At 64.6% G+C, this 21,933-nt stretch carries 20 protein-coding genes and 1 tRNA gene; 14 read left to right on the top strand and 7 right to left on the bottom strand.

All coding sequences use genetic code 11. From position 1 onward, the window contains the following. The coding region (locus AAG799_RS14855; protein WP_341897239.1) for a PQQ-binding-like beta-propeller repeat protein at window positions 1-771 on the top strand (771 nt) is incomplete at its 5' end. A 10-nt stretch (window positions 772-781) separates the two neighbouring features. Beyond that, the gene (gene der / locus AAG799_RS14860; RefSeq protein ID WP_341897241.1) at window positions 782-2,200 is read left to right on the top strand and encodes a ribosome biogenesis GTPase Der; all 1,419 of its coding nucleotides are present in this window, start codon (window positions 782-784) and stop codon (window positions 2,198-2,200) included. A 6-nt stretch (window positions 2,201-2,206) separates the two neighbouring features. Here der and AAG799_RS14865 read toward each other — a convergent pair whose 3' ends face one another. Beyond that, a complete protein-coding gene (locus AAG799_RS14865; RefSeq protein WP_341897243.1) occupies window positions 2,207-3,448 on the bottom strand; it encodes a DUF4010 domain-containing protein in 1,242 nt (413 codons plus the stop codon). A gap of 117 nt (window positions 3,449-3,565) precedes the next feature. Here AAG799_RS14865 and AAG799_RS14870 point away from each other — a divergent pair, with 117 nt between their 5' ends. The 3 genes from AAG799_RS14870 (at window position 3,566) to AAG799_RS14880 (ending at window position 5,014) form a co-directional block, all read left to right on the top strand. Next, entirely contained in the window at window positions 3,566-3,922 is a 357-nt protein-coding gene (locus tag AAG799_RS14870) for a carboxymuconolactone decarboxylase family protein (RefSeq protein ID WP_341897277.1), read from the top strand. Between the two features lie 82 nt (window positions 3,923-4,004). After that, entirely contained in the window at window positions 4,005-4,655 is a 651-nt protein-coding gene (locus tag AAG799_RS14875; protein WP_341897245.1) for a hypothetical protein, read from the top strand. Continuing rightward, complete coding sequence (locus AAG799_RS14880; protein ID WP_341897246.1) at window positions 4,652-5,014, top strand: DUF1304 domain-containing protein; 363 nt, start codon at window positions 4,652-4,654, stop codon at window positions 5,012-5,014. The genes AAG799_RS14875 and AAG799_RS14880 overlap by 4 nt, the downstream gene beginning before the upstream one ends. Here the strand turns inward: AAG799_RS14880 and AAG799_RS14885 are convergent. Next, window positions 5,011-6,903, bottom strand: a complete 1,893-nt coding sequence (locus tag AAG799_RS14885) for a tetratricopeptide repeat protein (protein WP_341897248.1) — start codon at window positions 6,901-6,903, stop codon at window positions 5,011-5,013. The two genes, AAG799_RS14880 and AAG799_RS14885, sit on opposite strands and share 4 nt — an antisense overlap. 241 nt (window positions 6,904-7,144) lie before the next feature. On the opposite strand from AAG799_RS14885, the gene AAG799_RS14890 reads away from it, so the two are divergent. Next, window positions 7,145-7,894 carry a sulfite exporter TauE/SafE family protein gene (locus tag AAG799_RS14890; RefSeq protein ID WP_341897250.1) on the top strand — a complete coding sequence of 250 codons (750 nt, stop codon included), beginning with the start codon at window positions 7,145-7,147 and terminating at the stop codon, window positions 7,892-7,894. Here AAG799_RS14890 and AAG799_RS14895 read toward each other — a convergent pair. Both AAG799_RS14895 and AAG799_RS14900 read right to left on the bottom strand, forming a co-directional pair. Next, on the bottom strand, window positions 7,887-9,116 hold the full coding sequence (locus AAG799_RS14895; RefSeq protein ID WP_341897252.1) for an amidohydrolase family protein: 1,230 nt from the start codon (window positions 9,114-9,116) through the stop codon (window positions 7,887-7,889). The genes AAG799_RS14890 and AAG799_RS14895 overlap by 8 nt on opposite strands. 160 nt (window positions 9,117-9,276) lie before the next feature. Next, window positions 9,277-9,630: an antibiotic biosynthesis monooxygenase gene (locus AAG799_RS14900; RefSeq protein ID WP_341897254.1), complete on the bottom strand. Its 354-nt coding sequence runs from the start codon at window positions 9,628-9,630 to the stop codon at window positions 9,277-9,279. 156 nt (window positions 9,631-9,786) lie between these two features. On the opposite strand from AAG799_RS14900, the gene AAG799_RS14905 reads away from it, so the two are divergent. Next, entirely contained in the window at window positions 9,787-10,683 is an 897-nt protein-coding gene (locus tag AAG799_RS14905) for a LysR substrate-binding domain-containing protein (RefSeq protein WP_341897256.1), read from the top strand. A gap of 1,036 nt (window positions 10,684-11,719) precedes the next feature. Here AAG799_RS14905 and AAG799_RS14910 read toward each other — a convergent pair. Both AAG799_RS14910 and AAG799_RS14915 read right to left on the bottom strand, forming a co-directional pair. After that, window positions 11,720-12,568 carry an SDR family NAD(P)-dependent oxidoreductase gene (locus AAG799_RS14910; protein WP_341897258.1) on the bottom strand — a complete coding sequence of 283 codons (849 nt, stop codon included), beginning with the start codon at window positions 12,566-12,568 and terminating at the stop codon, window positions 11,720-11,722. An 18-nt stretch (window positions 12,569-12,586) separates the two neighbouring features. Beyond that, window positions 12,587-13,042: a MarR family transcriptional regulator gene (locus AAG799_RS14915; protein ID WP_341897260.1), complete on the bottom strand. Its 456-nt coding sequence runs from the start codon at window positions 13,040-13,042 to the stop codon at window positions 12,587-12,589. A gap of 174 nt (window positions 13,043-13,216) precedes the next feature. Between AAG799_RS14915 and AAG799_RS14920 the strand changes: the two genes are divergently transcribed. After that, window positions 13,217-15,154, top strand: coding sequence for an AAA family ATPase (locus AAG799_RS14920; protein ID WP_341897262.1), 1,938 nt, complete (start codon window positions 13,217-13,219; stop codon window positions 15,152-15,154). Here AAG799_RS14920 and AAG799_RS14925 read toward each other — a convergent pair. After that, window positions 15,151-15,582 (bottom strand): SRPBCC family protein, encoded by a 432-nt coding sequence (locus tag AAG799_RS14925; RefSeq protein WP_341897264.1) that lies wholly within the window; start codon window positions 15,580-15,582, stop codon window positions 15,151-15,153. The two genes, AAG799_RS14920 and AAG799_RS14925, sit on opposite strands and share 4 nt — an antisense overlap. A 330-nt stretch (window positions 15,583-15,912) precedes the next feature. Here AAG799_RS14925 and mnmA point away from each other — a divergent pair, with 330 nt between their 5' ends. From mnmA to AAG799_RS14955, 6 genes are all read left to right on the top strand, one after another. Continuing rightward, window positions 15,913-17,064: a tRNA 2-thiouridine(34) synthase MnmA gene (gene mnmA / locus AAG799_RS14930; protein ID WP_341897266.1), complete on the top strand. Its 1,152-nt coding sequence runs from the start codon at window positions 15,913-15,915 to the stop codon at window positions 17,062-17,064. 108 nt (window positions 17,065-17,172) lie between these two features. Beyond that, window positions 17,173-17,248: transfer RNA gene (locus tag AAG799_RS14935), tRNA-Met, on the top strand. Between the two features lie 121 nt (window positions 17,249-17,369). Beyond that, a complete protein-coding gene (locus AAG799_RS14940; protein WP_341897268.1) occupies window positions 17,370-17,957 on the top strand; it encodes an ANTAR domain-containing protein in 588 nt (195 codons plus the stop codon). A gap of 360 nt (window positions 17,958-18,317) precedes the next feature. Continuing rightward, the gene (locus AAG799_RS14945) at window positions 18,318-19,610 is read left to right on the top strand and encodes a CmpA/NrtA family ABC transporter substrate-binding protein (protein WP_341897270.1); all 1,293 of its coding nucleotides are present in this window, start codon (window positions 18,318-18,320) and stop codon (window positions 19,608-19,610) included. A gap of 31 nt (window positions 19,611-19,641) precedes the next feature. Then, window positions 19,642-20,505, top strand: a complete 864-nt coding sequence (gene ntrB, locus AAG799_RS14950; RefSeq protein WP_341897273.1) for a nitrate ABC transporter permease — start codon at window positions 19,642-19,644, stop codon at window positions 20,503-20,505. Window positions 20,506-20,516: 11 nt separating this feature from the next. Next, window positions 20,517-21,839 carry a CmpA/NrtA family ABC transporter substrate-binding protein gene (locus AAG799_RS14955; RefSeq protein ID WP_341897275.1) on the top strand — a complete coding sequence of 441 codons (1,323 nt, stop codon included), beginning with the start codon at window positions 20,517-20,519 and terminating at the stop codon, window positions 21,837-21,839. The last annotated feature ends 94 nt before the right edge of the window (window positions 21,840-21,933 follow it).

Raw genomic sequence — 21,933 nt, forward strand, 5'->3', positions numbered from 1 at the left:
CTGCAGCAGCCGATCCGCGGCGCGCCGACCGCCATCGGCGGTCGCGTCTTCGTCATCACCTACGACAACCAGATGCATGCGCTCGATATCGAGCGCGGTGAAGTGCAGTGGACCCATACCGGCATCGTCGAGCCGGCCGGCTTCCTCGGCGCCGCCAATCCGGCGGCCGAGGGCAACATCGTGGTGGTGCCGTATTCGTCCGGCGAGCTGCTGGCCCTGCGTGCCGATACCGGTGTGGTTGCCTGGGGCGAACAGCTGGTGCGTGCCAGCGGCCGCGTCAGCCAGGCCGGCGCTCTCAACGACATCAACGGTCGTCCGGTGATCGATCGTGGCCGCGTCTATGCGGTCAGCCAGTCGGGCCGCTTCGTCGCCATCGACCTGCGCACCGGCGAGCGGGTCTGGGAGCGCGTGATCGCCAGCATCCAGACGCCCTGGGTGGCCGGCGACTACATCTATGCCATCACGGTGGATGCCGAGATCATTTGCCTGTCGCGCCGCGACGGCAAGGTGAAGTGGATCCGCCAGCTGCGCCGCTATCTCGATCCCAAAGCCAAGACCAACAAGGGTGTCATCACCTGGTGGGGCCCGGTGCTGGCCGGCGACCGCCTGCTGGTGGCCTCCACCGACGAGCGCATGCTGGCGATCTCGCCCTATACCGGCGATCTGATCGGCCAGATCGAGCTGTCTGACAAGGCAGCCATGCCGCCGGTAGTTGCCGATGGCACGGTTTATATCGTGACGGAAGACGCGCGCCTCACAGCGCTGCGCTGAACGGAAGGTCATGTCAGCCAAAGTAGCTATCGTCGGCCGGCCCAATGTCGGTAAATCGACGCTGTTCAATCGTCTGGTCGGCAGGCGCGTCGCCATCGTCGACGACACGCCGGGCGTCACGCGCGACCGGCGCGAGGGTGCGGCGCATCTGGGCGATCTGGAATTCACCGCCATTGACACCGCCGGCCTGGAAGACTCCGACGTCGACAGCATGACCGGCCGCATGCGGCTGCAGACCGAGGCGGCTGTGCGCGAGGCCGATGCGGTGCTGTTCGTCATCGACGGCCGCGCCGGCGTCACCCCGGTCGACAAGCATTTCGCCAACTGGCTGCGCAAGCAGAAGACTCCGGTGCTGCTGCTCGCCAACAAATGCGAGGGCGGTGCGGGCAAGACCGGCGTGGGCGAGGCCTATGGGCTGGGCTTTGGTGATCCGCTGCCGGTTTCGGCCGAGCATGGCGAAGGCATGTATGATCTCGCCGTCGCACTGATCGAGCATATCGGCGGTCGCGTCGATGGCGCGCTGGGCGATGAGGGCGACGAACTGGAACCGGTCGAGGTCGATATCGATCTCGACCCCGAGAACGAGGCGCCGCTGCCCGACGATCCGGCGCGGCCGATCCAGCTTGCCATCGTTGGCCGGCCCAATGCCGGCAAGTCGACGCTGGTGAACGCGCTGATCGGCAGCGACCGCCTGCTGACCGGCCCGGAGCCGGGGCTGACGCGCGATGCCATCGCCATCCAGTGGGAATACGAGGGTCGCAGCGTCAAGCTGGTCGATACCGCCGGCATGCGGCGCAAGGCGCGCGTCGAGCAGAAGCTGGAAAAGCTGTCGGTGGCCGACTCACTTCGCACCATCCGCATGGCCCAGGTCGTCGTGCTGGTGATCGATGGCGTGCTCGGCTTCGACAAGCAGGATCTCACCATCGCCGACCACGTGCTGCAGGAAGGCCGCGCACTGGTGCTGGCGGTGAACAAATGGGACGCCGTCGAGGATCGCGCGCTGGCGCTGAAAGAGATCGAGGACCGGCTGGAACGCTCGCTGCCGCAGGCGCGCGGTGTTCCGGTCGTGACGCTCTCTGCATTGACAGGTCGCCATCTCGACCGCCTGCTGCCCGCCGTGATGCTGCAATACCAGCGCTGGACCCGCCGCATCCCCACCGCGCAGCTCAACCGCTGGCTCGAAGAGATGACCCAGCGCAACGCGCCGCCGCTGGCCGGCGGGCGCAGCGTGCGCATCCGTTATGCCACCCAGGTCAAGGCAAGGCCGCCGACGATTGCGCTGTTTGCGCCGCGCGCCGAATACATCCCGGAATCCTACCTGCGCTACCTGATCAGCGGCCTGCGCGAGGTGTTCGACCTGCATGGCGTGCCGGTGCGCATGCATCTGCGCAAGGGCAAGAATCCCTACGTGGACAAGGACGACGACTAATCCCGCTCACGCGAGCAGCAGTCCGGCCCAGGCGGCGACCGCCACCAGCACCAGGCCGGGGATCACCCGCAACGCATAAGCCCTGCCGCCGCCGACCCAGGCGAAGACCGCCTTGCTCAGTGCATTGGCGGTGAAGCCGGCCAGGATCGGCACTGCAGCCGCCTGAGCGTCCAACTGCAGCGATGCCACCGAAATTGCGGCAGCATGCGCATCGGCAAAGCCGGCGAGAGTCGCAGCGGCCAGCACGCCGGCACTACCGTAGAAATGCTGCAGCGCTGCCGATGCCAGCAGGATGACGGCTAGCATGGTGGCGAAGACCAGCGCGCCGGTCAGCCGGAAGGCACGGCCCGGTTTCTCGTCGCTGTCTTGCGCCTGGTGGAGCGCGGAGATGGTGAAGGCTGCACCATAGGCGATCGCCACCAGCCCGGCGAAGATCAGGGGCAGGGTCAGATGCTGCAGCACCGGCAGGTTGGTGGCAGCCAGTACCAGCGCCAGCTGCAGCACGGTCGCCACCGTGGACAGGACGGCGCCGGCCACCGCGCCCGCGACCGGGGCGTTGCGGGTGGCGGCATTTTTCGCGCGATGGCCCATGGCGCCGATGGTAGCGGTGCTGGAAATGAAGCCGCCAGCAAAGCCTGCCAGTGGCAGGCCGTAGCGCACCCCCAGCACGCGGACTGCAATATGGCCGATGCCGCCGATGGCCATCACCAGGATCACCACGATCCAGATTTTGGCCGGGTTGAATGCTTCGAATGGCCCCATCGCGCGGTCAGGCAGCAGTGGCAGGATCACCAGCGTCGCGCCGGCAAACATCAAGGCATCGCGCAGTTCCGCCTCGGTCAGCGCATGACGCACGAAGGCATGCATCGGCGTGCGTGCTGCCAGCAGCACGGCGACGGTCACGCCGATGCCGGCGGCAAGGGCCGGCTGCTGCATGCACAGACCACCGAGCAATGGGGTCAGCACCAGGGCGATTTCGGAAGTCAGGCCCGGGTCGTGATCCGGATTGGTGGCGGCGCGCTGATAGGCGAGGGCACAAAGCACGGCCGTGCCGGCAACAACAATGCCGAGCAGCGGCATGCCGCCGACACTCTGCGCGGCGGCACCGGCCAGTGCAGCGAGGCTGAATGTACGGATGCCGGCAGACGCTCGTGCCGGGCCATCCCCCTTGCGGCGTTCGCGCTCGGCGCCGATCAGCAGGCCGATCCCCAGGGCAGCGGCAAAGTTGATGATGACCGGATCGATCATGGCGCTCCTCGCAGACGGTCAATCTAGCCTGCATGGCTGGCGCAGGCGAGCGTGGCAGTTGACAGTGCGACGCACTCCGTCGAGCCTTCTGTCGATGCAAGGGAGACCACCGCCATGATGCTCGACTGGAACGACTACCGCCGCCAGCTCAAATCCGCCACCGGTGAACTGAACCGGCTCAGCCCCGGCACCATCCAGGGCTACCAGGGCCTGGCCACCGCCCATAAAGAGGGGGGCCGGCTCGATGCCAAGACGCGCGAGCTGATGGCGATCGCGGTCGCCGTGGCGCTGCGCTGCGACGGCTGCATCGCGGTGCATACCGATGCCGCGATCCGCCATGGCGCCGCCAAGGAAGAGATCGCCGAGGCGCTGAATGTCGCCATCACCATCAGTGCCGGTGCCGCGCTGGTCTATTCCAACCGCGTGCTGGACGCCTATGCGGTGCATCCCAGCAACCAGCCCCCGGCAAGCTGATTGACAGCCGGCGGAGTCTCGCCGGACACTGGCCGACATGGGCGACCGCTTTTTTGATCTTCGTCATCCCAACCTGGAGTTCATGCTCCGGCGTGCCGATGGCCTGCTGCCCGGCGCGTTCGATAGCCCGTGCGCCGGCATGGGCCATAACGGCGGCCCGCCGCTGCTCGACATGTCGTGGAGCGCCTGGACCTGGCGCAAGGCGGTGCAGAAGGCCTGGGTAACGCCGCCGCGCGAGGTGGCGCTGCGCCGGCTGCAGCGCGCCGAACGGCTGGGGCTGAGCTACCGCGATTACACCGCCGTGCTGCTCGATAGTGGCACCAATCTTTCCACCGCGGTGCTGCCGCTGCATCACCTGCTGGCGGCGGACGGCGCCGGTTATCATCCGGCGGTGGCAGCAGCCGTGCGCCGCTTCGAAGGCCGCCTGCTGCTGGTGCTGGACGAGATGATGCTCGCCGCACGCACGCCGGCGGCGCGCCAGCGCCTGCTGGTGCAGCTCAACGCCGATTTCGACGGGCGTATCGCGGCGATCCTGGCGCTGCCGTTCAGGCTGAGCGAGAGCGATGCGGCGCGCGCCCAGCGTCTGCGGCGCGTGCTGAGACAGCATAACGCGCCGCGCCAGGAATGCTTCTGGCTCGGCAGCACCCCGGCCGAGGCGGCACTGGCCCAACAGGCCGGGCTCGGCTGGTTCAAACCGGTTTCGCAATGGTTTCTTGAAAAGGATACGGCATGAGCCTGCTCGGCACGGTGATGACGGCGCTGGTGGCGCTGCTGCATGTCTGGATCCTGGTGCTGGAGATGGTGCTCTGGACCAGGCCGGCCGGCCTGCGCGCCTTCCGCAACACGCCCGAGAAGGCGCGCGACACCGCCGTGCTCGCCGCCAACCAGGGGCTCTACAACGGCTTCCTCGCCGCCGGCCTGGCGTTTGGCCTGCTCTATCCGGCCGAGCCCGCCGCGCTGCATATCAAGAGCTTCTTCCTCGCCTGCATCATGGTGGCGGGTGTCTATGGCGCGGCCACGGCGGCGCGCAAGATCCTCTATATCCAGACGGTGCCCGCCGCCATCGCGCTGGCACTGCTCTGGCTCGCCTAGTCGGCGGCCACTGAAAAATCTTCCGGCGCGCGGCCGGCGCGCTGCTGCGCCTGCATCTGGCGGAAGGCGGCTTCGACATGGCGGGTGAAGCGCGGCGTGTCGAACAGCGGGGCCGTATCGCGCTGTGCCGCCAGCTTCGCCTTGATCATGGCCAGTTCTGACGGATGCGTGGCCAGCCGCAGGGCGAGCGTTTCATACGCTTCCAGGCTGCCGGCGATCAGCTCCGGCAGGCCGATGGCACCGAGCAGGCTGGCGCCGACGCGGCTGGCGAAGCTCTCGCCCGGCCGGGTCAGTACCGGCAGCCCGGCCCAGAGCGCGTCGCTCGCCGTTGTATGCGCGTTGTAATGCAGCGTATCGAGGAAGAGATCGGCCAGCCGGTGCCGTGCCAGATGCTGCGGCAACGGCAGCGGCGCGGCAAACACCAGCCGCGCCGGGTCGATGCCATAGCCCTGCGCCGCCTTGCGCAGGTTGCCCATGGTGCTCTCATGGCTGGCGAACAGCCACAGCACGCTGCCCGGCACGGCGTGCAGCAGCCGCATCCACAGGGCAAAGACATCAGGCGTGATCTTGAAGCTGTTGTTGAAGCAGCAGAACACGAAACCCTCTGCCGGCAGCCCGGCCTGCTGCCGTGTCGGTGTCTCGCTGGCGATGACACGCTTGCGATCGTTGGCCTGGTAGCTGTGCGGCAGGCGCACGACCGCCTCGCTGTAATGCGGGCGCTGCTGCTGCGGCACCGTCACGGCATCGGCCAGCAGATAGTCGATCCAGGCTGCACCCATGCTGCCGGGATAGCCGATATAGCTGACCTGCAGCGGCGCGGCGCGATGGGCGAAAATGCCGGGTCGTGCTTCCTGCGTGAAGCCTTTCAGGTCGATGGCGATGTCGATCTCATGCTGCCGCGCCAGCGTGGCGGCGGCCGCGTCGTCCAGTGCGCCGATCTCGATGAAGTGGTCGAAGCCGGCGCGCAGGCGTTGGCGCATCGCGTCCTGGCTCTGTGGCCCGTAGGAAAAGGCGAAGACCTCGAAGGTGCTGCGGTCATGCAGCTCGAACAGTTCGGCCATCAACCAGGCGGTGGCATGACCATGCAGATCGGCGGAGAAATAGCCGAGCCGGATGCGGTCATGGCCGGTATAAGCCGGCAGGGCTTGCGCCGGCTGCGGCCAGCCGCTGCGCGCGTGCAGCGCGGCGCAGGCCAGCTGCTGCGCCGGTGTCGCCGGCGTGGCCAGCAGGGTGAGCGGCGTGGCGGCGGCTTTGCCGGCCGCGATCTGCTGCAGCACATCGCCGGTCTCCTGCTCCAGCCCATCCCAGTGGCAGAGCTGCATGCGGGACTGCAGCCGGCGGCCGGCGAGACCGGGCAGGGCGGGGCGCAGCCGCAGCGCCGCCGTGTAGTCTGCCAGCGCCGCATCGAAATGCTGCAGGTCGTGGTGCGCATGGCCGCGATTGGCATGCGCTTCGGCGAAGCCCGGCCTGAGGCCGAGGGCGCGGTCATAGGCCGTGATGGCCTCGGCCGGCCGCCGCTGCGCCGCCAGCAGATTGCCGCGCGTGCACCAGGCATCGGCATAGTCGGGTTTCAGGCCAAGCGCGCGGTCGCAGGCCGCCATCGCCTCGGGGATGCGACGCAGCTGCTCGCGGCCATTGGCGAGATTGAGCCAGGCCTCGGCCATGCCGGGCTCCAGCGCCACGGCGCGCTCGGCCAGGGCGGTGGCTTCAGCCGCCGCGCCGAGCCGTAGCAGCGCGCCGGACAGGTTGGTGAGGATCGACGGCCGGTCGGGCATCAGCGCCAGCGCGGCACGCAGATGATCGACAGCGGCGGCGAAGTCCTCGCGGCCCAGCGCCTCCAGGCCCTGCATGAAACGGGCCTTGGCGGACTCGACGGTGGTTTCGCTCATGATGGCGGCTTGTGGTTCGAGGATGGCGTGTTGGTTTTGCCAAGTCCGGCTTTGCCTCGCAAGCCCCGCTGTCGGCGCGGCTGCGATTTTGTGCCGGTGTTGGCATCATAAACGCCACGAAGTCACAGCGGGAAATACTTCGGTATTCACCGAAGCATTTCCGCCCCGGCTTCGGGCATGCTGCGGCAACGAATCACCCAGACCCATCGCAGGATGGATCACCCCCGCCGCGGAGCCTTTGATGACCTTTGATATCCTCACCCTCGCCTGGATCGGCGCCGTCTTCCTGCTCGCCGGCACGGTGAAGGGCACCATCGGGCTTGGCCTGCCCAGCATCTCGCTCGGCCTGCTGGCCGCCACGCTGGATCTGCGCGTGGCGATGATCCTGCTGCTGGCGCCCAACCTGGTCACCAACCTGTGGCAGGCCTGCACCGGCGGACATTTCGCCGTGCTGCTGCGCCGGCTCTGGCTGTTCCTGCTCTGCGCCACCGGCGCGATCTGGATTGGCAGTGCCGGGCTCACCGCCGTGGATACGCGGCTGCTCGCCGCCTTGCTCGGCCTGCTGCTGGCGATCTATGCGCTGATCGGCCTGACGCGGCCGCCGCTCAGCCTGCCGGCGCGGCATGAAGTCTGGGCCGGGCCGCTGGTCGGCCTTGCCAATGGCGTGCTGACCGGCCTGACCGGCAGCTTCGTGGTGCCCGGCGTGCCCTATCTGCAGGCGCTGGGCTTAAGCCGCGACCAGCTGGTGCAGGCGATGGGCCTGCTGTTCATGGCCTCGACGCTCGCGCTCGGCGCCAGCCTGGGCGGCCGCAGCCTGCTGACCGGCGAGCTGCTGTGGCTGTCGCTCGCCGCCGTGCTGCCGGCGCTGCTCGGCATGGGGCTGGGCCGCCGCCTGCGCCAGCATCTCTCGGAGGCCGGCTTCAAGCGCGCCTTCTACGGCGCGCTGCTGCTGCTCGGCGGCTATATCGTGGCGCGCTGGCTGCTCAGTTAGGCAGGCGGTAGATCGCCTTCACATTCTCCACCGCCACGCGCTGGGCCAGCTGCGGCGGCAGCTGCGACAGCAGGGTCTGCGCCGCCTGTGTCATCGGCACGGTGCGTTCCATGAAGATGCTGCCGGCCGAGGCCTTCTGGCCGATGCTGCGGCCGCCCGGCGCCATGCCGGTGGCCGAGGAGCCGTAGAAACGGTCGGTGCCCATCACGAAGCGGTCGGGGAATTCGGCGATCAGCTTGCGCCAGTCGGGCCGCAGCCGGCCTTCGCGGGCCAGGGCCGCATTCGGCTCCGGCGACTGCGGCAGCGCCTTGATGCTCATGTAGAGATTGGGATGCGCGCCCATCATGCGGCGGATCAGCTCGACGCTCAGCACGCCGGTATGGTCGATGCCGGCATGGGCCCAGACGATGCGGGCGCCGCGCTCATGCGCCAGCAGCTTTTCGAACTGCGCCAGATTGGGCTCCAGGGTTGCCGGATTGCGCTGCGACATGTCCTTGAGTTTCTGCGGCGTCGGCATCGGTTCGTGCACCACGTCCATGTGGAAGTCGATCACCACGTTGCGTCTCGCCGCGATCTCGACCAGCAGCAGGAACAGCGGGTGGTCGGGGCGCGAGCGGTGATAGGAATGCGCGTCGGCGACGGACAGGTGGTTGGCCGACATCTCGCCGAAGCCCAGCGCGCCGGCATCGATGATGCCGTTGGCGATGTCGGCGAACGTCTTCTTCGTCGCCTCGTCCACCGTTTCGGCATCGGGACTGAGATGGATCATCGGGTTCAGCGTGCCGCCGCCGCCGAGGAAGGCGAAGCGGCCGGGATGCTTGCGCACCGCATCGGCGAAGTCGGCGATGTCGTAGAGTTCCCGGCCGGGCGGCTGCGGCGTCGGCATCACGATGGCGGTGCCGATGTTGTTCTTGTCCATGTCGGCAATCGCGACGCGCACGGCGCCGACCCAGTCGCCGGTGGTGTTGGTGACGCCGCTGACCAGATGCACATGGGTGTCGACCCAGCGCGGCACGTCGCCGCGCGGAGCTTCGGGCGGTCTCTGGCCTTCGGGGCCGCGCGGCGCACCGGGACCACCCGGCGGCCCCGCCGGCGCCTCGCCCTGCGGCATGCCGCCACCCTGGCGGCGCATCGGCTGCGCATCGGCGATGGATGCAACGAGCACACCGGCAACACAGAGCAGCGCCGCGCCGCGCGCGACGGATGACAGCAGACGCATCATGGATGATCTTCCCCCGACAGAGTCTTCATGCCGGCGACTCAAGGCCTCCCCCCGGCCGCCGCAGAACCATGCTGGCGCAACCGCGCGCGGCAAGGCAAGAGGCAGGCAATGGTATCGCAGCGCTATCGTCTGGAATGCGAAGACACCGGCGGCGGCGCCGTCAGTAATAGCGCGAGATGACCGGATGCACCGGTGCCGCCGGCCGCGCCTCGGCCCTGTCCATGCCGCGCTCGCGCAGCACCTGGCAGATCTGCACGCGATACCAGGAAAAGAAGTCGCGGCGTCCGGCCGCCTTCGCCCTGGCATGCATGGCATCGCGCGCCCACAGCGTCACGGCCTCCTCTGACTCGTATTCCACCAGGGTGACGCGCTCGCCATCCGGCGCCGTATAGGCCTTGTGGGCGATATAGCCGGGCACCGCCATGGCCAGCGGGCCAACCTGGCTCGCCATCTCGGCATAGGCTTCGGTGGCTTCGGGGCGCAGGCGGCTGCGGAAGGCGACAAGGATGGTCATGGCAGGCTCTTTCGGCTGGGATGTTGGCATCTGGGGTGTTGGCGATGCGCCATCTTGCGTCGGGCGATAAATCCCGTAAAATGAATAATAAAGATCATATTGATCTCGAAACGAGATATAGGCCGGGCGGCAAGACCCGGCAGGACAGGCACCGCGATGGATCTCTCCGATCTGCAGATTTTCCGCACCGTGGTCGAGGCCGGCGGCATCACCGCGGCGGCCAACCGGCTGCATCGCGTGCAGTCCAATGTCACCGCGCGCATCCAGAAGCTGGAGGAGGATCTCGGCACGCCGCTGTTCACCCGCGCGGGCAAGCGGCTGCAGATCACCCCGGCCGGCCGCACGCTGCTGGACTATGCGCACCGCCTGCTGGCGCTGGCCGACGAGGCGCGCGCGGCGCTGCAGCAGAATGCCGCGCCGCGCGGCCTGCTGCGGCTTGGCACCATGGAAAGCACCGCCGGCGTGCGCCTGCCCGGACCCTTGAGCGAATACCATCGCCGCTATCCCGATGTGCGCGTCGAACTGCATACCGGCTCGCCGCGCGACCTGATCGCGCGCATCTTCGCCAATGACAGCGATGCCGCCCTGGTGGCCGAACCGGTCAGCGACGGGCGGCTGGAAACACGCGCCGTCTTCGACGAGGAACTGGTGCTGGTCACCGCGCATGATCATCCCGTCGTGCGCAAGCCGGCCGATCTGCGCGAGGGCAGCATCCTCGCCTTCCATCCCGGCTGCCCGCATCGCGAACGGCTGGAACGCTGGTTCGGCCAGGGCGGGCGCGAGGTTGCCCGCACGGTGGAGCTGGCCTCCTATCACGTCATGCTCGGCTGCGTGGCGGCCGGCATGGGCGTGGCGCTGATGCCGCGCAGCGTGCTGGCCGGGTTCGTCGGCCGCGACCGCCTGCGCGAACACAAGCTGGCGCCGCCGTTCCAGCGCGCCAAGACGCTGCTGGTGTGGCGCAGGGACCAGCCGCAGGCCAAGGTGGCGGCGCTGGTGGCGATCCTGACCCGGGGCGGGAAGCCCACAGGCAAGGACCGTCACCCGCGGGCTTGACCCGGCATGGCGCGCTCACAAACAAAACCCGTCACCCTCGGGCTTGACCCGAGGGTCCATCTGTCGGTCCTGTCAGGTCATGACATAGCCGAGAGGGAAATGGATCCTCGGGACAAGCCCGAGGATGACGGAAGAAAATGGCGGGGGCTTGCGCGGTCATTACGCTGTCGCCGTGATCGACTCTCACAAAATATAGACCGTCACCCTCGGGCCCAAGAAGCGTTTCCTTGACCCGAGGGTCCATCTGTCGGTCCTGTCAGGTCATGGCGTAGCCGAGAGGGAAATGGATGCCCGGCACAAGGCCGGGCATGACGGAAGAAAATGGCAGGGAGTTTGGCGCGGTCTTTACGGTGTTGCCGTGATCGACTCTCACAAAATATAGACCGTCACCCTCGGGCTTGACCCGAGGGTCCATCTGTCGGTCCTGTCAGGCCATGACATAGCCGAGAGGGAAATGGATGCCCGGGTCAAGCCCGGGCATGACGGAAGAAAATGGCAGAGAGTTTGGCGCGGTCTTTACGGTGTTGCCGTGATCGACGCCCGCAAAATATAGACCGTCACCCTCGGGCTTGACCCGAGGGTCCATCTGTCGGTCCTGTCAGGTCATGACATAGCCGAGAGGGAAATGGATACCCGGGTCAAGCCCGGGCATGACGGAAGAAAATGGCGGGGAGGTTGGCGCGGTCATTACGCTGTCGCCGTGATCGACTCCCGCAAAATATAGACCGTCACCCTCGGGCCCAAGAAGCGTTTCCTTGGCCGAGGGTCCATCTGTCGGTCCTGTCAGGTCATGGCGTAGCCGAGAGGGAAATGGATGCCCGGCACAAGGCCGGGCATGACGGAAGAAAATGGCGGGGAGTTTGGCGCGGTCATTACGCCGTCGCCGTGATCGACTCTCACAAAATATAGACCGTCACCCTCGGGCTTGACCCGAGGGTCCATCTGTCGGTCCTGTCAGGCCATGACGTAGCCGAGAGGGAAATGGATCCTCGGGACAAGCCCGAGGATGACGACCTTTTAGTAGAGCGGTCTGTCCCTAGGCCGCCGCGTCGCGCGCCACCGCTGCGATGCGCTCGATGCGCGCCAGCACATCGGGCGCGGTCTCGGCATGGGTCAGGATCAGCGGCGCATCGGCCTCGATGCCGGCCAGCACAATGCGCGCCAGCGTATCCGCCGGCATCGGATCGGCCATCAGCTTGCCAAACGTCTCCTGCAATCGCGCCAGCAGCGCCGGCGGCGTCTGCGGCGTCACCTTCAGCGCCGCCGGCCGGTTGCGTTCGGAGCGCATAATGGCGGTCTCCACAGCACCAGGGCAGACCACCGACAGGCGCAGGCCCGGCGATGTGATCGCCAGTTCGGCGGCCAGGCTTTCGCTCAGGCCCATCACCGCATGCTTGGTGGCGATATAGAGCGAGAGGAACGGCGGCGCGGTCAGCCCGGCCACCGAGGCGATGTTGACGATATGCCCGCTGCCCTGGCCGTCACTGGCCGCCTGCATGGCGGGCAGGAAGGCGCGCAGGCCGTTGACCACGCCGAACAGGTTCACATTCACCACCCACTGCCAGTCCTGCGGCGTGCTGAAGCGCAGCGGGCCGAGGCTGCCGCCGACACCGGCATTGTTGACCAGCAGGTCGACATGGCCATGGCGCGACAGCACCTCGGCGGCCACGGCATTCATCGTCTCGGCATCGCCGACATCGCAGGCGAGCGCCGCCACGCTGATGCCCTCGGCGCGCAGGCTTTCGGCGGCGGCTTCCAGCGCCGGCGCCTCGATATCCAGCAGCGCCAGATGCAGGCCGCGCCGGCCCAGCGCCTGGGCCAGCGCCAGGCCGATACCGCTGGCGCCGCCGGTGATGACGGCCACCTGTTGGGGCATGAGTTTCATGATGGTCTCCTGAGAAATCTATTCGGCGATATCGCCGGGCAAGGCAGCCGTGAAGCGGCCGAGCAGGGCGGACAGTTGGGCGATATCCTTCTCGCTCCAGCGGTCGCGGAACACCTCCTCGGCCATGCGGCGGAAGGTGGCCTCGGCCTCGGCCACGCGGGTGCGGCCGGTGCGCGTCAGCGTCACATAAGCCACGCGGGCATCGCGCGGATCGGCCTCGCGCTTGACCAGGCCGGATTTCTCCAGCGGCAGCGCCATGCGCGTGATGGTGGACTGGCTGGTGTGCAGCCGCTGCGCCAGGTCGACGCGGCGCAGCCGCTGCAACGGCGCGCGCGAAATCTGCAGCAGGAACAGCAGCTCGTTCAGCGCCAGGCCATGCACCGAGCCCAGCTCGGGCGAGAGGCGCGATTCCAGATAGGCCTGGGCACGGAACAGCCGCAGCAGGGCGGGGAGGGCGGGATCATCGGTGGACATGCGGCAGGGTATATGCCGAACTGCTTCCGGATACAAGTATTATTTCTTGTGTTCACTCATAAGGATATTCGATGGGTCCGCTGGGCCAATAGCCGTATTCCACTGCATACAAATGTAGGGCGTCGACTTACGGGATTTATATATGCAGGCTGGCCTAAAGCACGGGAGGGGGCAATGAAACTAAAAAAGCTTCACATTGAAAATCTCAGGTCTTTTGTCGATGTAAAAATGGAATTCAATAAATACTCTATCCTTGTCGGCCCGAATGGAGCTGGGAAGTCCACGGTCCTTTGCGCCCTCAATATTCTATTTCGCGAGGGCAGTGGTTCCCCCACAAGTGTCACTGAGCTTCAGGAAGAAGATTTCCATAACCGGGACACATCGAAGCCAATTCGCATTACTGCAACCTTCTCTGATCTCAGTGATAAGGCGCAAGAAGATTTCTCTGACTATTATCGGCATGGAGAACTTACTATTCGATCGGTTGCCAAATTTAATGATGCAACAAGAAAAGCAGAAGTTAAACAGTATGGGGTTCGCTTAGGCATTCAAGATTTTGCACCATTTTTCCAAGCCGACGGGAATAAAGCTAAAGTCGGTGATCTGAAGTCAATATACGAAAGCATACAGAAAACTTACTCTGAGCTTCCTCCGCCAGGCACAAAAGATTCCATGAAGTCCGCATTGCATGCGTATGAAGCGGCGCATGCAGGTGATTGTCAGGCTATGGAAAGTGAAGATCAATTTTATGGTGTCTCCAAAGGGATTAATCGACTGGAGAGGCATATTCAGTGGGTGTATGTGCCTGCTGTTAAGGACGCGGCCACAGAGCAGATTGAAGCAAGAAATTCTGCTTTAGGAAAACTACTGAATAGGGCAGTTAAGGCCCGTACTACGATGAATGAACGTGTATCCGATTTAAGAAATGAAATACGGCAGAAGTATCAAGAGTTGTTAGACGAGAATAAGGGGGCCCTTGATGACATATCGAGCGCCTTGCGCCGGAGATTGGCGGAATGGGCGCATCCTGATGCATCGGTTAGATTGAAGTGGCACAACGACTCTGAGAAATCTGTAAAGATTGAAGACCCACTTGCTCAAATTGTTGCCGGAGAGCATGGGTTTGAAGGAGAGCTTAGTAGATTTGGTCATGGAATGCAGCGTTCATACTTACTCGCGCTCTTGCATGAATTGGCAAGTTATGAGGATGCAGATGCGCCACTACTTCTGCTTGGTTGTGAGGAGCCGGAGCTTTATCAGCATCCACCGCAAGCACGATACTTGGCGACTGTCCTTCAGAAGTTGTCGATTGGCAATTCGCAAATCTTAATTACAACGCACAGCCCTCTATTTGTTTCTGGCGCTACATTTGAAGATGTACGGCTCGTAAGAAGATTGAGCGCGAGCGGCGAGTCTACTGTGTCGGCGACAACATTCTCAGAGTTGGCGAATGAGTATAATAGGAAGACCGGTGAGGTTTTGGGAGCGCCAGCTGGCGCCATGGCTAAACTGCATCAAATCTTGTTGCCCAATATTAATGAGATGTTTTTTAGTCAATATGTCTTGTTCGTCGAGGGGATCGAGGATGCTGCATATATCAACTCGTATCTCGCTTTGACTGAGAGAATGGATGAATTCAGGCGTGCCGGAATTCACATCATTCCGGTGAATAAGAAGAGTGAAATGATCCGCCCATATTTGGTGGCTGCGGCAATGAAAATTCCTGTCTTTATCATGTTCGACGCTGATGCAGACTCTGAGGAAAAGCATAAGCCATCGCACGTCAGAGATAATCGCTTATTGTTGGCAATTTCGGAAAATCAGACGGTTGACCCTTGGCCAGACGAAACTTTTTGGAGTTCCAATACAATTATGTGGCGCTATCAAATCGGTAAGTCGTTGGAGGCAGATATTACAAACCGCGAAGCATGGAAGGCCGCTAAGGAGGCGGCTGAGAAAGAATACGCTCACGTTGGTGGGCTAGATAAGAACGTGCTGGCTATTGGAGCTAGATTATCTGCTGCATGGGATGCGGGTGAGAAATTTCCTCTTTTGGAAAAAGTCATTTCTGCCGTATTGGCAGATGCAAAGCGCATCGAGGCCGCAGTCTAGTTGGACTGATTTTGGAGTGTATTACTTAATCTCTCCAAATCCTTCCTCACCCACTCCTCATCCCTTGCCCACGTCGCGTCATCCATCGTAGGCAGGCGGAACAGCGTGAGGATCACCTCGGCGCCATCGCCATTGGCGATCACGCGCAGCGGCACATGGATCACCGTGCCATCCGGCGTCGTCACCGTGTGATCGAGCACGCCGAAATCATTCGGCGCCGTGAATACCACTGTCACCACCGATCCATCCGCTTGCGTCGCGATCCAGCGTCCGTCGTGGCGCCGCTCCAGGCTGCCGAGGCCGTCGGCCCAGCGCGGCCAGTTGGCCGGGTCTTTCAGGAAGCCATACACCGCTGCCGCCGGCTGCCGGATCGTCACCGACAGATGCCTGCAGGGCAGGGGTGGGCGCGGGCTGGCGGCGGCAGGCATCGGCAGTCTCCTTGCCAAAGCGCGTAGTTCATGATATGTTCCTATGCGGCGGCCGGCCTGTCCAGTGTTTTTGTCTGAAGGCATCCGGCCTGCATAGTCATGTATTCAGAATCCGTGTGAGGGATATCAGGGGCTTGGCCCCCGCGCGAACCTGAACGAACCTGAACGAACCCCAACGAACCTGAACGAACCTCAACGGACCCCAACGGACCTGAACGAACCTCAACGAACCCCAACGAACCTGAACCAGCCCCATATCATCTTGCCCCCCTGCCGCCGGGCGCTATAGTCCGCCCCGCGCAAAAGGCGTTCCCCGCAAACCCCGTGACCATGACCGACACCGCCCTCAATTCCCTCGGCTTCCCCAAGGCGCCCGCCGACACCCGCGTGGTGGTGGCGATGTCGGGCGGCGTCGATTCTTCCGTGGTCGCCGGGCTGCTGAAGCGCGAGGGCTACGATGTCATCGGCATCACGCTGCAGCTCTACGACCATGGCGCGGCGATCGCGAAAAAAGGCGCCTGCTGCGCCGGCCAGGATATCCATGATGCGCGCATGGTGGCCGAGCGGCTCGGCATCCCGCATTACGTGCTGGATTACGAAAGCCGCTTCCGCCAGGCGGTGATGGATGAATTCGCCGACAGTTACGTGCGCGGCGAAACGCCGATCCCCTGCATCCGCTGCAACCAGCGCGTCAAGTTCCGCGACCTGCTGGAGACCGCGCGCGACCTGAGCGCCGACTGCCTCGCCACCGGCCATTACGTGCAGCGCAGCGTCGACCCTGAAACCGGCCGCGCGCAGCTGCTGCGCGGCGCCGATCCGCGCCGCGACCAGAGCTATTTCCTCTATACCACCACGCAGGACCAGCTCGACTATCTGCGCTTCCCGCTTGGCGGCATGGAAAAGCCCGCGGTGCGCGCGCTTGCCGAAGATTTCGGGCTCATTGTTGCGGATAAGCCAGACTCACAGGATATCTGCTTCGTGCCCAATGGCGATTATGCCGGCGTGGTGGCCAAGCTGCGGCCCGAGGCCGCCGAGCCGGGCGAGATCGTGCATGTGGATGGCGCCGTGCTCGGCCGCCATGACGGCGTGATCCACTTTACGGTGGGCCAGCGCAAGGGCATCGGCATTGCCGCATCCGAGCCGCTTTATGTCGTGCGGCTGGAGGCCGCGTCGCGCCGCGTCATCGTCGGGCCGAAGGAAGCGCTGGCGCGCAAGGCCGTGGCGCTGCGTGAGCTGAACTGGCTGGCCGAGGCGATCCCCGCCGATGGCCTCGATGTGATGGTGAAGCTGCGCTCGGCGCAGCCCGCCGTGGCGGCGCGGATTTTCGCCAGCGATGCGGGGACTGCGCGGCTCGAGCTGTACAATGCCGAATATGGCGTGGCGCCGGGCCAGGCCGGCGTGGTCTATGCCGGCGAACGCCTGCTCGGCGGCGGCTGGATCGCGCGCGCCGATGCGGCCCAAACTGCCGGATTAGCCGCATAGAAACAAAGGCTTGCCCGGCCGCGGTGGGCCGCTTGACAGATCGGGGCGCTGCCCGTATTTCATGCGCCTCCCGGCGCCGGTGTATTTGGCGGCGGCAAGTCTGGATGTGGCTGGATAGCTCAGTTGGTAGAGCAAGGGACTCATAAGCCCTGGGTCGGCGGTTCAAATCCGCCTCCAGCCACCATCCGCACCCCCCGCTTGGCCCCGGATCCGAACAGATTTCCGAAGCTTAACTTTCAGTCCGGTACGCATCTTGCTACGGGATGGGATAAAGCCCGTCCGCATCGTAGCCCCCGAATGCCCCTGTGCCTGTGATCCGTATCCTGCTGATCGACGAAGACCCCGAACGCGCCGTGGTGCTGGCCGAGGCGCTGCAGGGCAAGGGCTATTCCCTGGTGGCGCAGATCGCGCCGCGCGAACTCTCGGCCAAGCGCGTGCAGGAGATCGCGCCCGACGTCATCATCGTCGACATGGAAAGCCCCTCGCGCGACACCATCGACAGCATGCGCCAGATCAATGCCGATCAGCCGCGCCCGATCGTGATGTTCGTCGATCAAAGCGATGAGACAATGATCCAGGAAGCCATGCAGGCCGGGGTTTCCGCCTACATCATCGACGGCATGAACGTGAAGCGCGTGAAGCCGATCCTCGATGTCGCCATCGCCCGCTTCCGCGAATTCCAGGCGCTGCGCGACGAGTTGAAAAAGACCAAGGCCACCCTATCTGAACGCAAGCTGATCGAGCGCGCCAAGGGGCTGCTGATGCGCGAGCGCAACATCGGCGAGGACGAGGCCTATGCGGCGCTGCGCAAGCTCGCCATGGACCGCCAGCAGCGCCTGGTCGATGTGGCCGAAGCGCTGCTCGCGTTTGCCGATGTGCTGAAGAAGAAATAGGCCGGGCTGATTACCGGCTGCGCAGCCTTCCGGGGCATCCGCCCGAATTATGTGCAGCGCAGCATTTCTGCCCCGAATCGGGCACGCCCCTCATAGCATTGAAAAGATTTCCAGAATCCGGATTGCTGCACTGCGGCAAGAGCTGGCACGCTTCCTGCTAGATAGAAAGCGAACCTCCCGCTGCAATGGCGCAGCGGGTTTGACCGGCTCCCGGCTGAAAGCCTCCCCAGGCCCGCGCTGAACCCGGTCTCCGGAATGGACAATGGCGTCCCGCAATGCGGTCTCGGCTCGAGACCCAGCATTGAGGGGCGCTTTTTTTATGGCCGCAACGACGGCCGAACCAGGGAAGAGGGGTCGACCATGCAGAAGAAGTTCAATCGCCGCCAGCTGTTCAAGGGTGCCGCCGGCACTGCCGCCCTGCTCGCCGCCGCAAAGCTCCAGCTGCCCGCCGGCGCGTTTGCGCAGGCCGCCGGCCCGGAAGTGAAGGGCACCAAGCTCGGCTACATCGCGCTGACCGATGCCTCGCCGCTGATCATCGCCAAGGAGAAGGGCCTGTTCGCCAAGTATGGCCTGCCCGACATGCTGATCGACAAGCAGGCCTCCTGGGGCGCGACGCGCGACAATATCGAGCTGGGCGAGGCCGGCGGCGGCATCACCGGCGCGCATATCCTCACGCCGATGCCCTACCTGATCTCCACCGGCAAGGTCACCAAGACCAAGGTGCCGATGAACATCCTGGCCCGCCTCAACACCAACGGCCAGTCGATCTCGGTCTCCAACACCTGGGCCGGCAAGGGTGTGACCACCGATGCCAAGGCGCTCGCCGCCGGCTTCAAGAAGGCCAAGGCGGAAGGCAAGGACATCAAATGCGCCATGACCTTCCCGGGCGGCACGCATGACCTGTGGATCCGCTACTGGCTCGCCGCCAACGGCATCGATCCCGACAAGGATGTTTCGACCATCACCGTGCCGCCGCCGCAAATGGTGGCCAACATGAAGGTCAACACCATGGACGCCTTCTGCGTCGGCGAGCCGTGGAACTCGCAGCTGGTGCACCAGAAGATCGGCTTCACCGCGCTGACCACCGGCGAGCTGTGGAAGGATCATCCGGAGAAGTCGCTCGGCCTGCGTGCCGACTGGATCGAGAAGAATCCGAAGGCAGCCAAGGCATTGCTGATGGCCGTGCTGGAAGCCCAGCAATGGTCCGACAAGATGGAGAACAAGGCCGAGCTGTGCAAGATCGTCGGCGGTCGCGACTGGTTCAAGGTGCCGGTGGAAGACATTCTCAACCGCCAGACCGGCGACATCGATTACGGCGACGGCGGCCGCAAGGTCAAAGTCGGCCTCGACAGTCCGCTGGTGATGAAATTCTGGCGCGACTTTGCCTCCTATCCGTTCCAGAGCCACGAGCAGTGGTTCCTCACCGAGGATATCCGCTGGGGTTATCTGCCGGCCGATACCGACACCAAGGCGCTGATCAAGCAGGTCAACCGCGAAGACCTGTGGCGCGAAGCCGCCAAGGCGATCGGCGTGTCTGACGCCGACATGCCGAAGTCGACCTCGCGCGGCAAGGAAACCTTCTTCGACGGCAAGGTCTTTGATCCGGAAAATCCGGCTGCCTACCTGAAGAGCCAAGCCATCACCCGGGTGTAAGCAGATGTCGGCCCACGACAAGGAGCTGTCCATGGCAGTCAAGACCGATGTTCTGACCAAGGCGGAAATGGGCGGCGAGAGCATTCTCGCCGCCCTGGCCCCGCGTGTGATCGGTGGGCTGAAGCACGCCGCCACGCGGGTGCTACCGCCGATCCTGTTTCTCGCCCTGCTGCTGGCGATCTGGGAAATCGCCTGCTCCAGCCCTGGCGCCACCCTGCCGCCGCCGTCGACAGTGCTGGCCGATACCTGGGAGCTGATCGTCGATCCGTTCTTCGACAAGGGCGGCCTGAACAAGGGTATGTTCTGGCATCTCGCCTCCAGCCTGCAGCGCGTGGCGATCGGCTTTACCATCGCTGCCGCTGTGGGCATCGGCCTTGGCGTGCTGATTGGCCAGTCGACGCTGGCCTTCCGTGGCCTCGACCCGATCTTCCAGGTGCTGCGCACGGTGCCGCCGCTGGCCTGGCTGCCGCTGTCTCTGGCCGCCTTCCGCCATGCCGATCCGTCGGCCATCTTCGTCATCGCCATCACGGCGGTGTGGCCGATCATCCTCAACACCGCGGTCGGCATCCGCAACATCCCGCAGGATTACCGCAACGTCTCGCGGGTGCTGCGGCTCAACGGTCTTGAATTCTTCTTCAAGGTGATGCTGCCGGCCACCGTGCCGTTCATGTTCACCGGCCTGAAGATCGGCATCGGCCTCAGCTGGCTCGCCATCGTCGCAGCCGAGATGCTGATCGGCGGCGTCGGTATCGGCTTCTTCATCTGGGATGCCTGGAACAGCTCGCTGATCAGCGAGATCATCCTGGCGCTGATCTATGTCGGTCTGGTCGGCTTCATGCTCGACCGCCTGATCGGATTCATCGGCAACCGCGTCGGCGGCTATTCGTCGCAGTAGGTAGCAAAGCCATGCCGCGTCGCACCACCAAAGCAAAGACCGTGAGGGCCGCCACCCCGGCGACCCTCACGGCCATGCGGATCGGTTTCATCGCCCTGACCGATTGCGCACCGCTGATCGTGGCGAAGGAGAAGGGCTTCTTCGAGCGCCATGGCCTGGATGTCACGCTGGTGCGCGAGCCCAGCTGGGCCAATATGCGGGACAAGGTGGCGCTGGGCGCACTGGATGCCGCCCATATGCTGGCGCCGATGCCGCTGGCGGCCACGCTGGGTGCCGGTGGCTGGAAGAAGCCGCAGATCACCTCCTTCGCGCTCAACCTGAACGGCAATGCCGTCACGATTTCATCGAAGCTGTGGGATCGCCTGCTCGAGGCTGAACCGGCCCTGCTGCAGAATCGCCATGAAGCCGGCAATGTGCTGCGCCGCGTGATTGCCGCCGACCGCAAGGCCGGCCGCCCGACGCTCACCTTCGCCACCGTGTTCAACTATTCCTCGCACCAGATCCAGCTGCGCTACTGGCTGGCTTCTGCCGGCATCGATCCGGACCGCGACGTCAACCTGGTGATCGTGCCGCCGCCGCAGATGACCGACCAGCTGGCTGCCGGCGAGATTGACGGCTTCTGCGTTGGCGATCCGTGGAATTCGCTCGCCGTGCTGCGCGGTGTCGGCCGCATCCTGATCTCGGGCTACGAGATCTGGAACAACCGCATCGAAAAGGTGATCGGCACCAACCGCGACTGGGTCGAGCGCAATCCGCTCACGCATAAGCACATGCTGATGGCGCTGATCGAGGCCGCCGAATGGCTCGACCGGCCGGAAAACCGCCTTGAAGGCGTCGAGATCATGGCCAAGTCCGAGTATATCGGCCCGCATGCAGCCGAAGCCATTCGCTTGGGCATGCTGGGCGTGGTGCGCTATGGACTCGATGCCGCGCCCGAGCATATGCCCGACTTCTTCGTCTTCGGTCGCTACAGCGCCAACTTCCCCTGGCGCAGCCAGGCTGAATGGTATCTCACCGAGATGCGGCGCTGGAAGCTGATCGACGCCGATACCGATATCGCCGCCACCGCCGATGCGGTCTATCGCACCGATCTCTATCGCGAGGCTGCTGCGGCGCTGGACAAGCCTTTCCCGCTGATCGACCGCAAGCCGGAAGGCCTGCATGCCGGCCCCTGGACACTCGCCCAGGCCAGCGCGCCGATCCCGATGGGCCCGGATCTCTTTTTCGACGGCTCCTATGTCTCGTCTGCTCGCCCTGTCATACCGGCAGCGCGTGAGACCAAGGCTGCCGCCACGACCACATCACCGTCATCCCGCGCCACGGCGCGCCGGTAACCGAGGAGTTTGCCATGTCCGCTTATCTCAGCATCTCGAATGTCGGCATGACCTTCAAAGGCGCCAACGGCCCCTTCATCGCGCTGCGTGATAT

The organism is Ferrovibrio terrae (assembly GCF_943371255.1).
Classification (GTDB): Bacteria; Pseudomonadota; Alphaproteobacteria; order Ferrovibrionales; family Ferrovibrionaceae; genus Ferrovibrio; species Ferrovibrio terrae_B.

Coding starts and splice junctions, on each gene's coding strand:
- AAG799_RS14900 (WP_341897254.1), bottom strand. CDS start 9,630: ATGACCATCCTTGTCGCCTTCCGCAGCCGCCTGCGCCCCGAAGCCACC.
- AAG799_RS14895 (WP_341897252.1), bottom strand. CDS start 9,116: ATGATGCGTCTGCTGTCATCCGTCGCGCGCGGCGCGGCGCTGCTCTGT.
- der (WP_341897241.1), top strand. CDS start 782: ATGTCAGCCAAAGTAGCTATCGTCGGCCGGCCCAATGTCGGTAAATCG.
- AAG799_RS14955 (WP_341897275.1), top strand. CDS start 20,517: ATGCCGCGTCGCACCACCAAAGCAAAGACCGTGAGGGCCGCCACCCCG.
- AAG799_RS14875 (WP_341897245.1), top strand. CDS start 4,005: ATGCTCCGGCGTGCCGATGGCCTGCTGCCCGGCGCGTTCGATAGCCCG.
- AAG799_RS14925 (WP_341897264.1), bottom strand. CDS start 15,582: ATGCCTGCCGCCGCCAGCCCGCGCCCACCCCTGCCCTGCAGGCATCTG.
- mnmA (WP_341897266.1), top strand. CDS start 15,913: ATGACCGACACCGCCCTCAATTCCCTCGGCTTCCCCAAGGCGCCCGCC.
- AAG799_RS14915 (WP_341897260.1), bottom strand. CDS start 13,042: ATGTCCACCGATGATCCCGCCCTCCCCGCCCTGCTGCGGCTGTTCCGT.
- AAG799_RS14945 (WP_341897270.1), top strand. CDS start 18,318: ATGCAGAAGAAGTTCAATCGCCGCCAGCTGTTCAAGGGTGCCGCCGGC.
- AAG799_RS14910 (WP_341897258.1), bottom strand. CDS start 12,568: ATGAAACTCATGCCCCAACAGGTGGCCGTCATCACCGGCGGCGCCAGC.
- AAG799_RS14920 (WP_341897262.1), top strand. CDS start 13,217: ATGAAACTAAAAAAGCTTCACATTGAAAATCTCAGGTCTTTTGTCGAT.
- ntrB (WP_341897273.1), top strand. CDS start 19,642: ATGGCAGTCAAGACCGATGTTCTGACCAAGGCGGAAATGGGCGGCGAG.
- AAG799_RS14905 (WP_341897256.1), top strand. CDS start 9,787: ATGGATCTCTCCGATCTGCAGATTTTCCGCACCGTGGTCGAGGCCGGC.
- AAG799_RS14865 (WP_341897243.1), bottom strand. CDS start 3,448: ATGATCGATCCGGTCATCATCAACTTTGCCGCTGCCCTGGGGATCGGC.
- AAG799_RS14870 (WP_341897277.1), top strand. CDS start 3,566: ATGCTCGACTGGAACGACTACCGCCGCCAGCTCAAATCCGCCACCGGT.
- AAG799_RS14880 (WP_341897246.1), top strand. CDS start 4,652: ATGAGCCTGCTCGGCACGGTGATGACGGCGCTGGTGGCGCTGCTGCAT.
- AAG799_RS14885 (WP_341897248.1), bottom strand. CDS start 6,903: ATGAGCGAAACCACCGTCGAGTCCGCCAAGGCCCGTTTCATGCAGGGC.
- AAG799_RS14890 (WP_341897250.1), top strand. CDS start 7,145: ATGACCTTTGATATCCTCACCCTCGCCTGGATCGGCGCCGTCTTCCTG.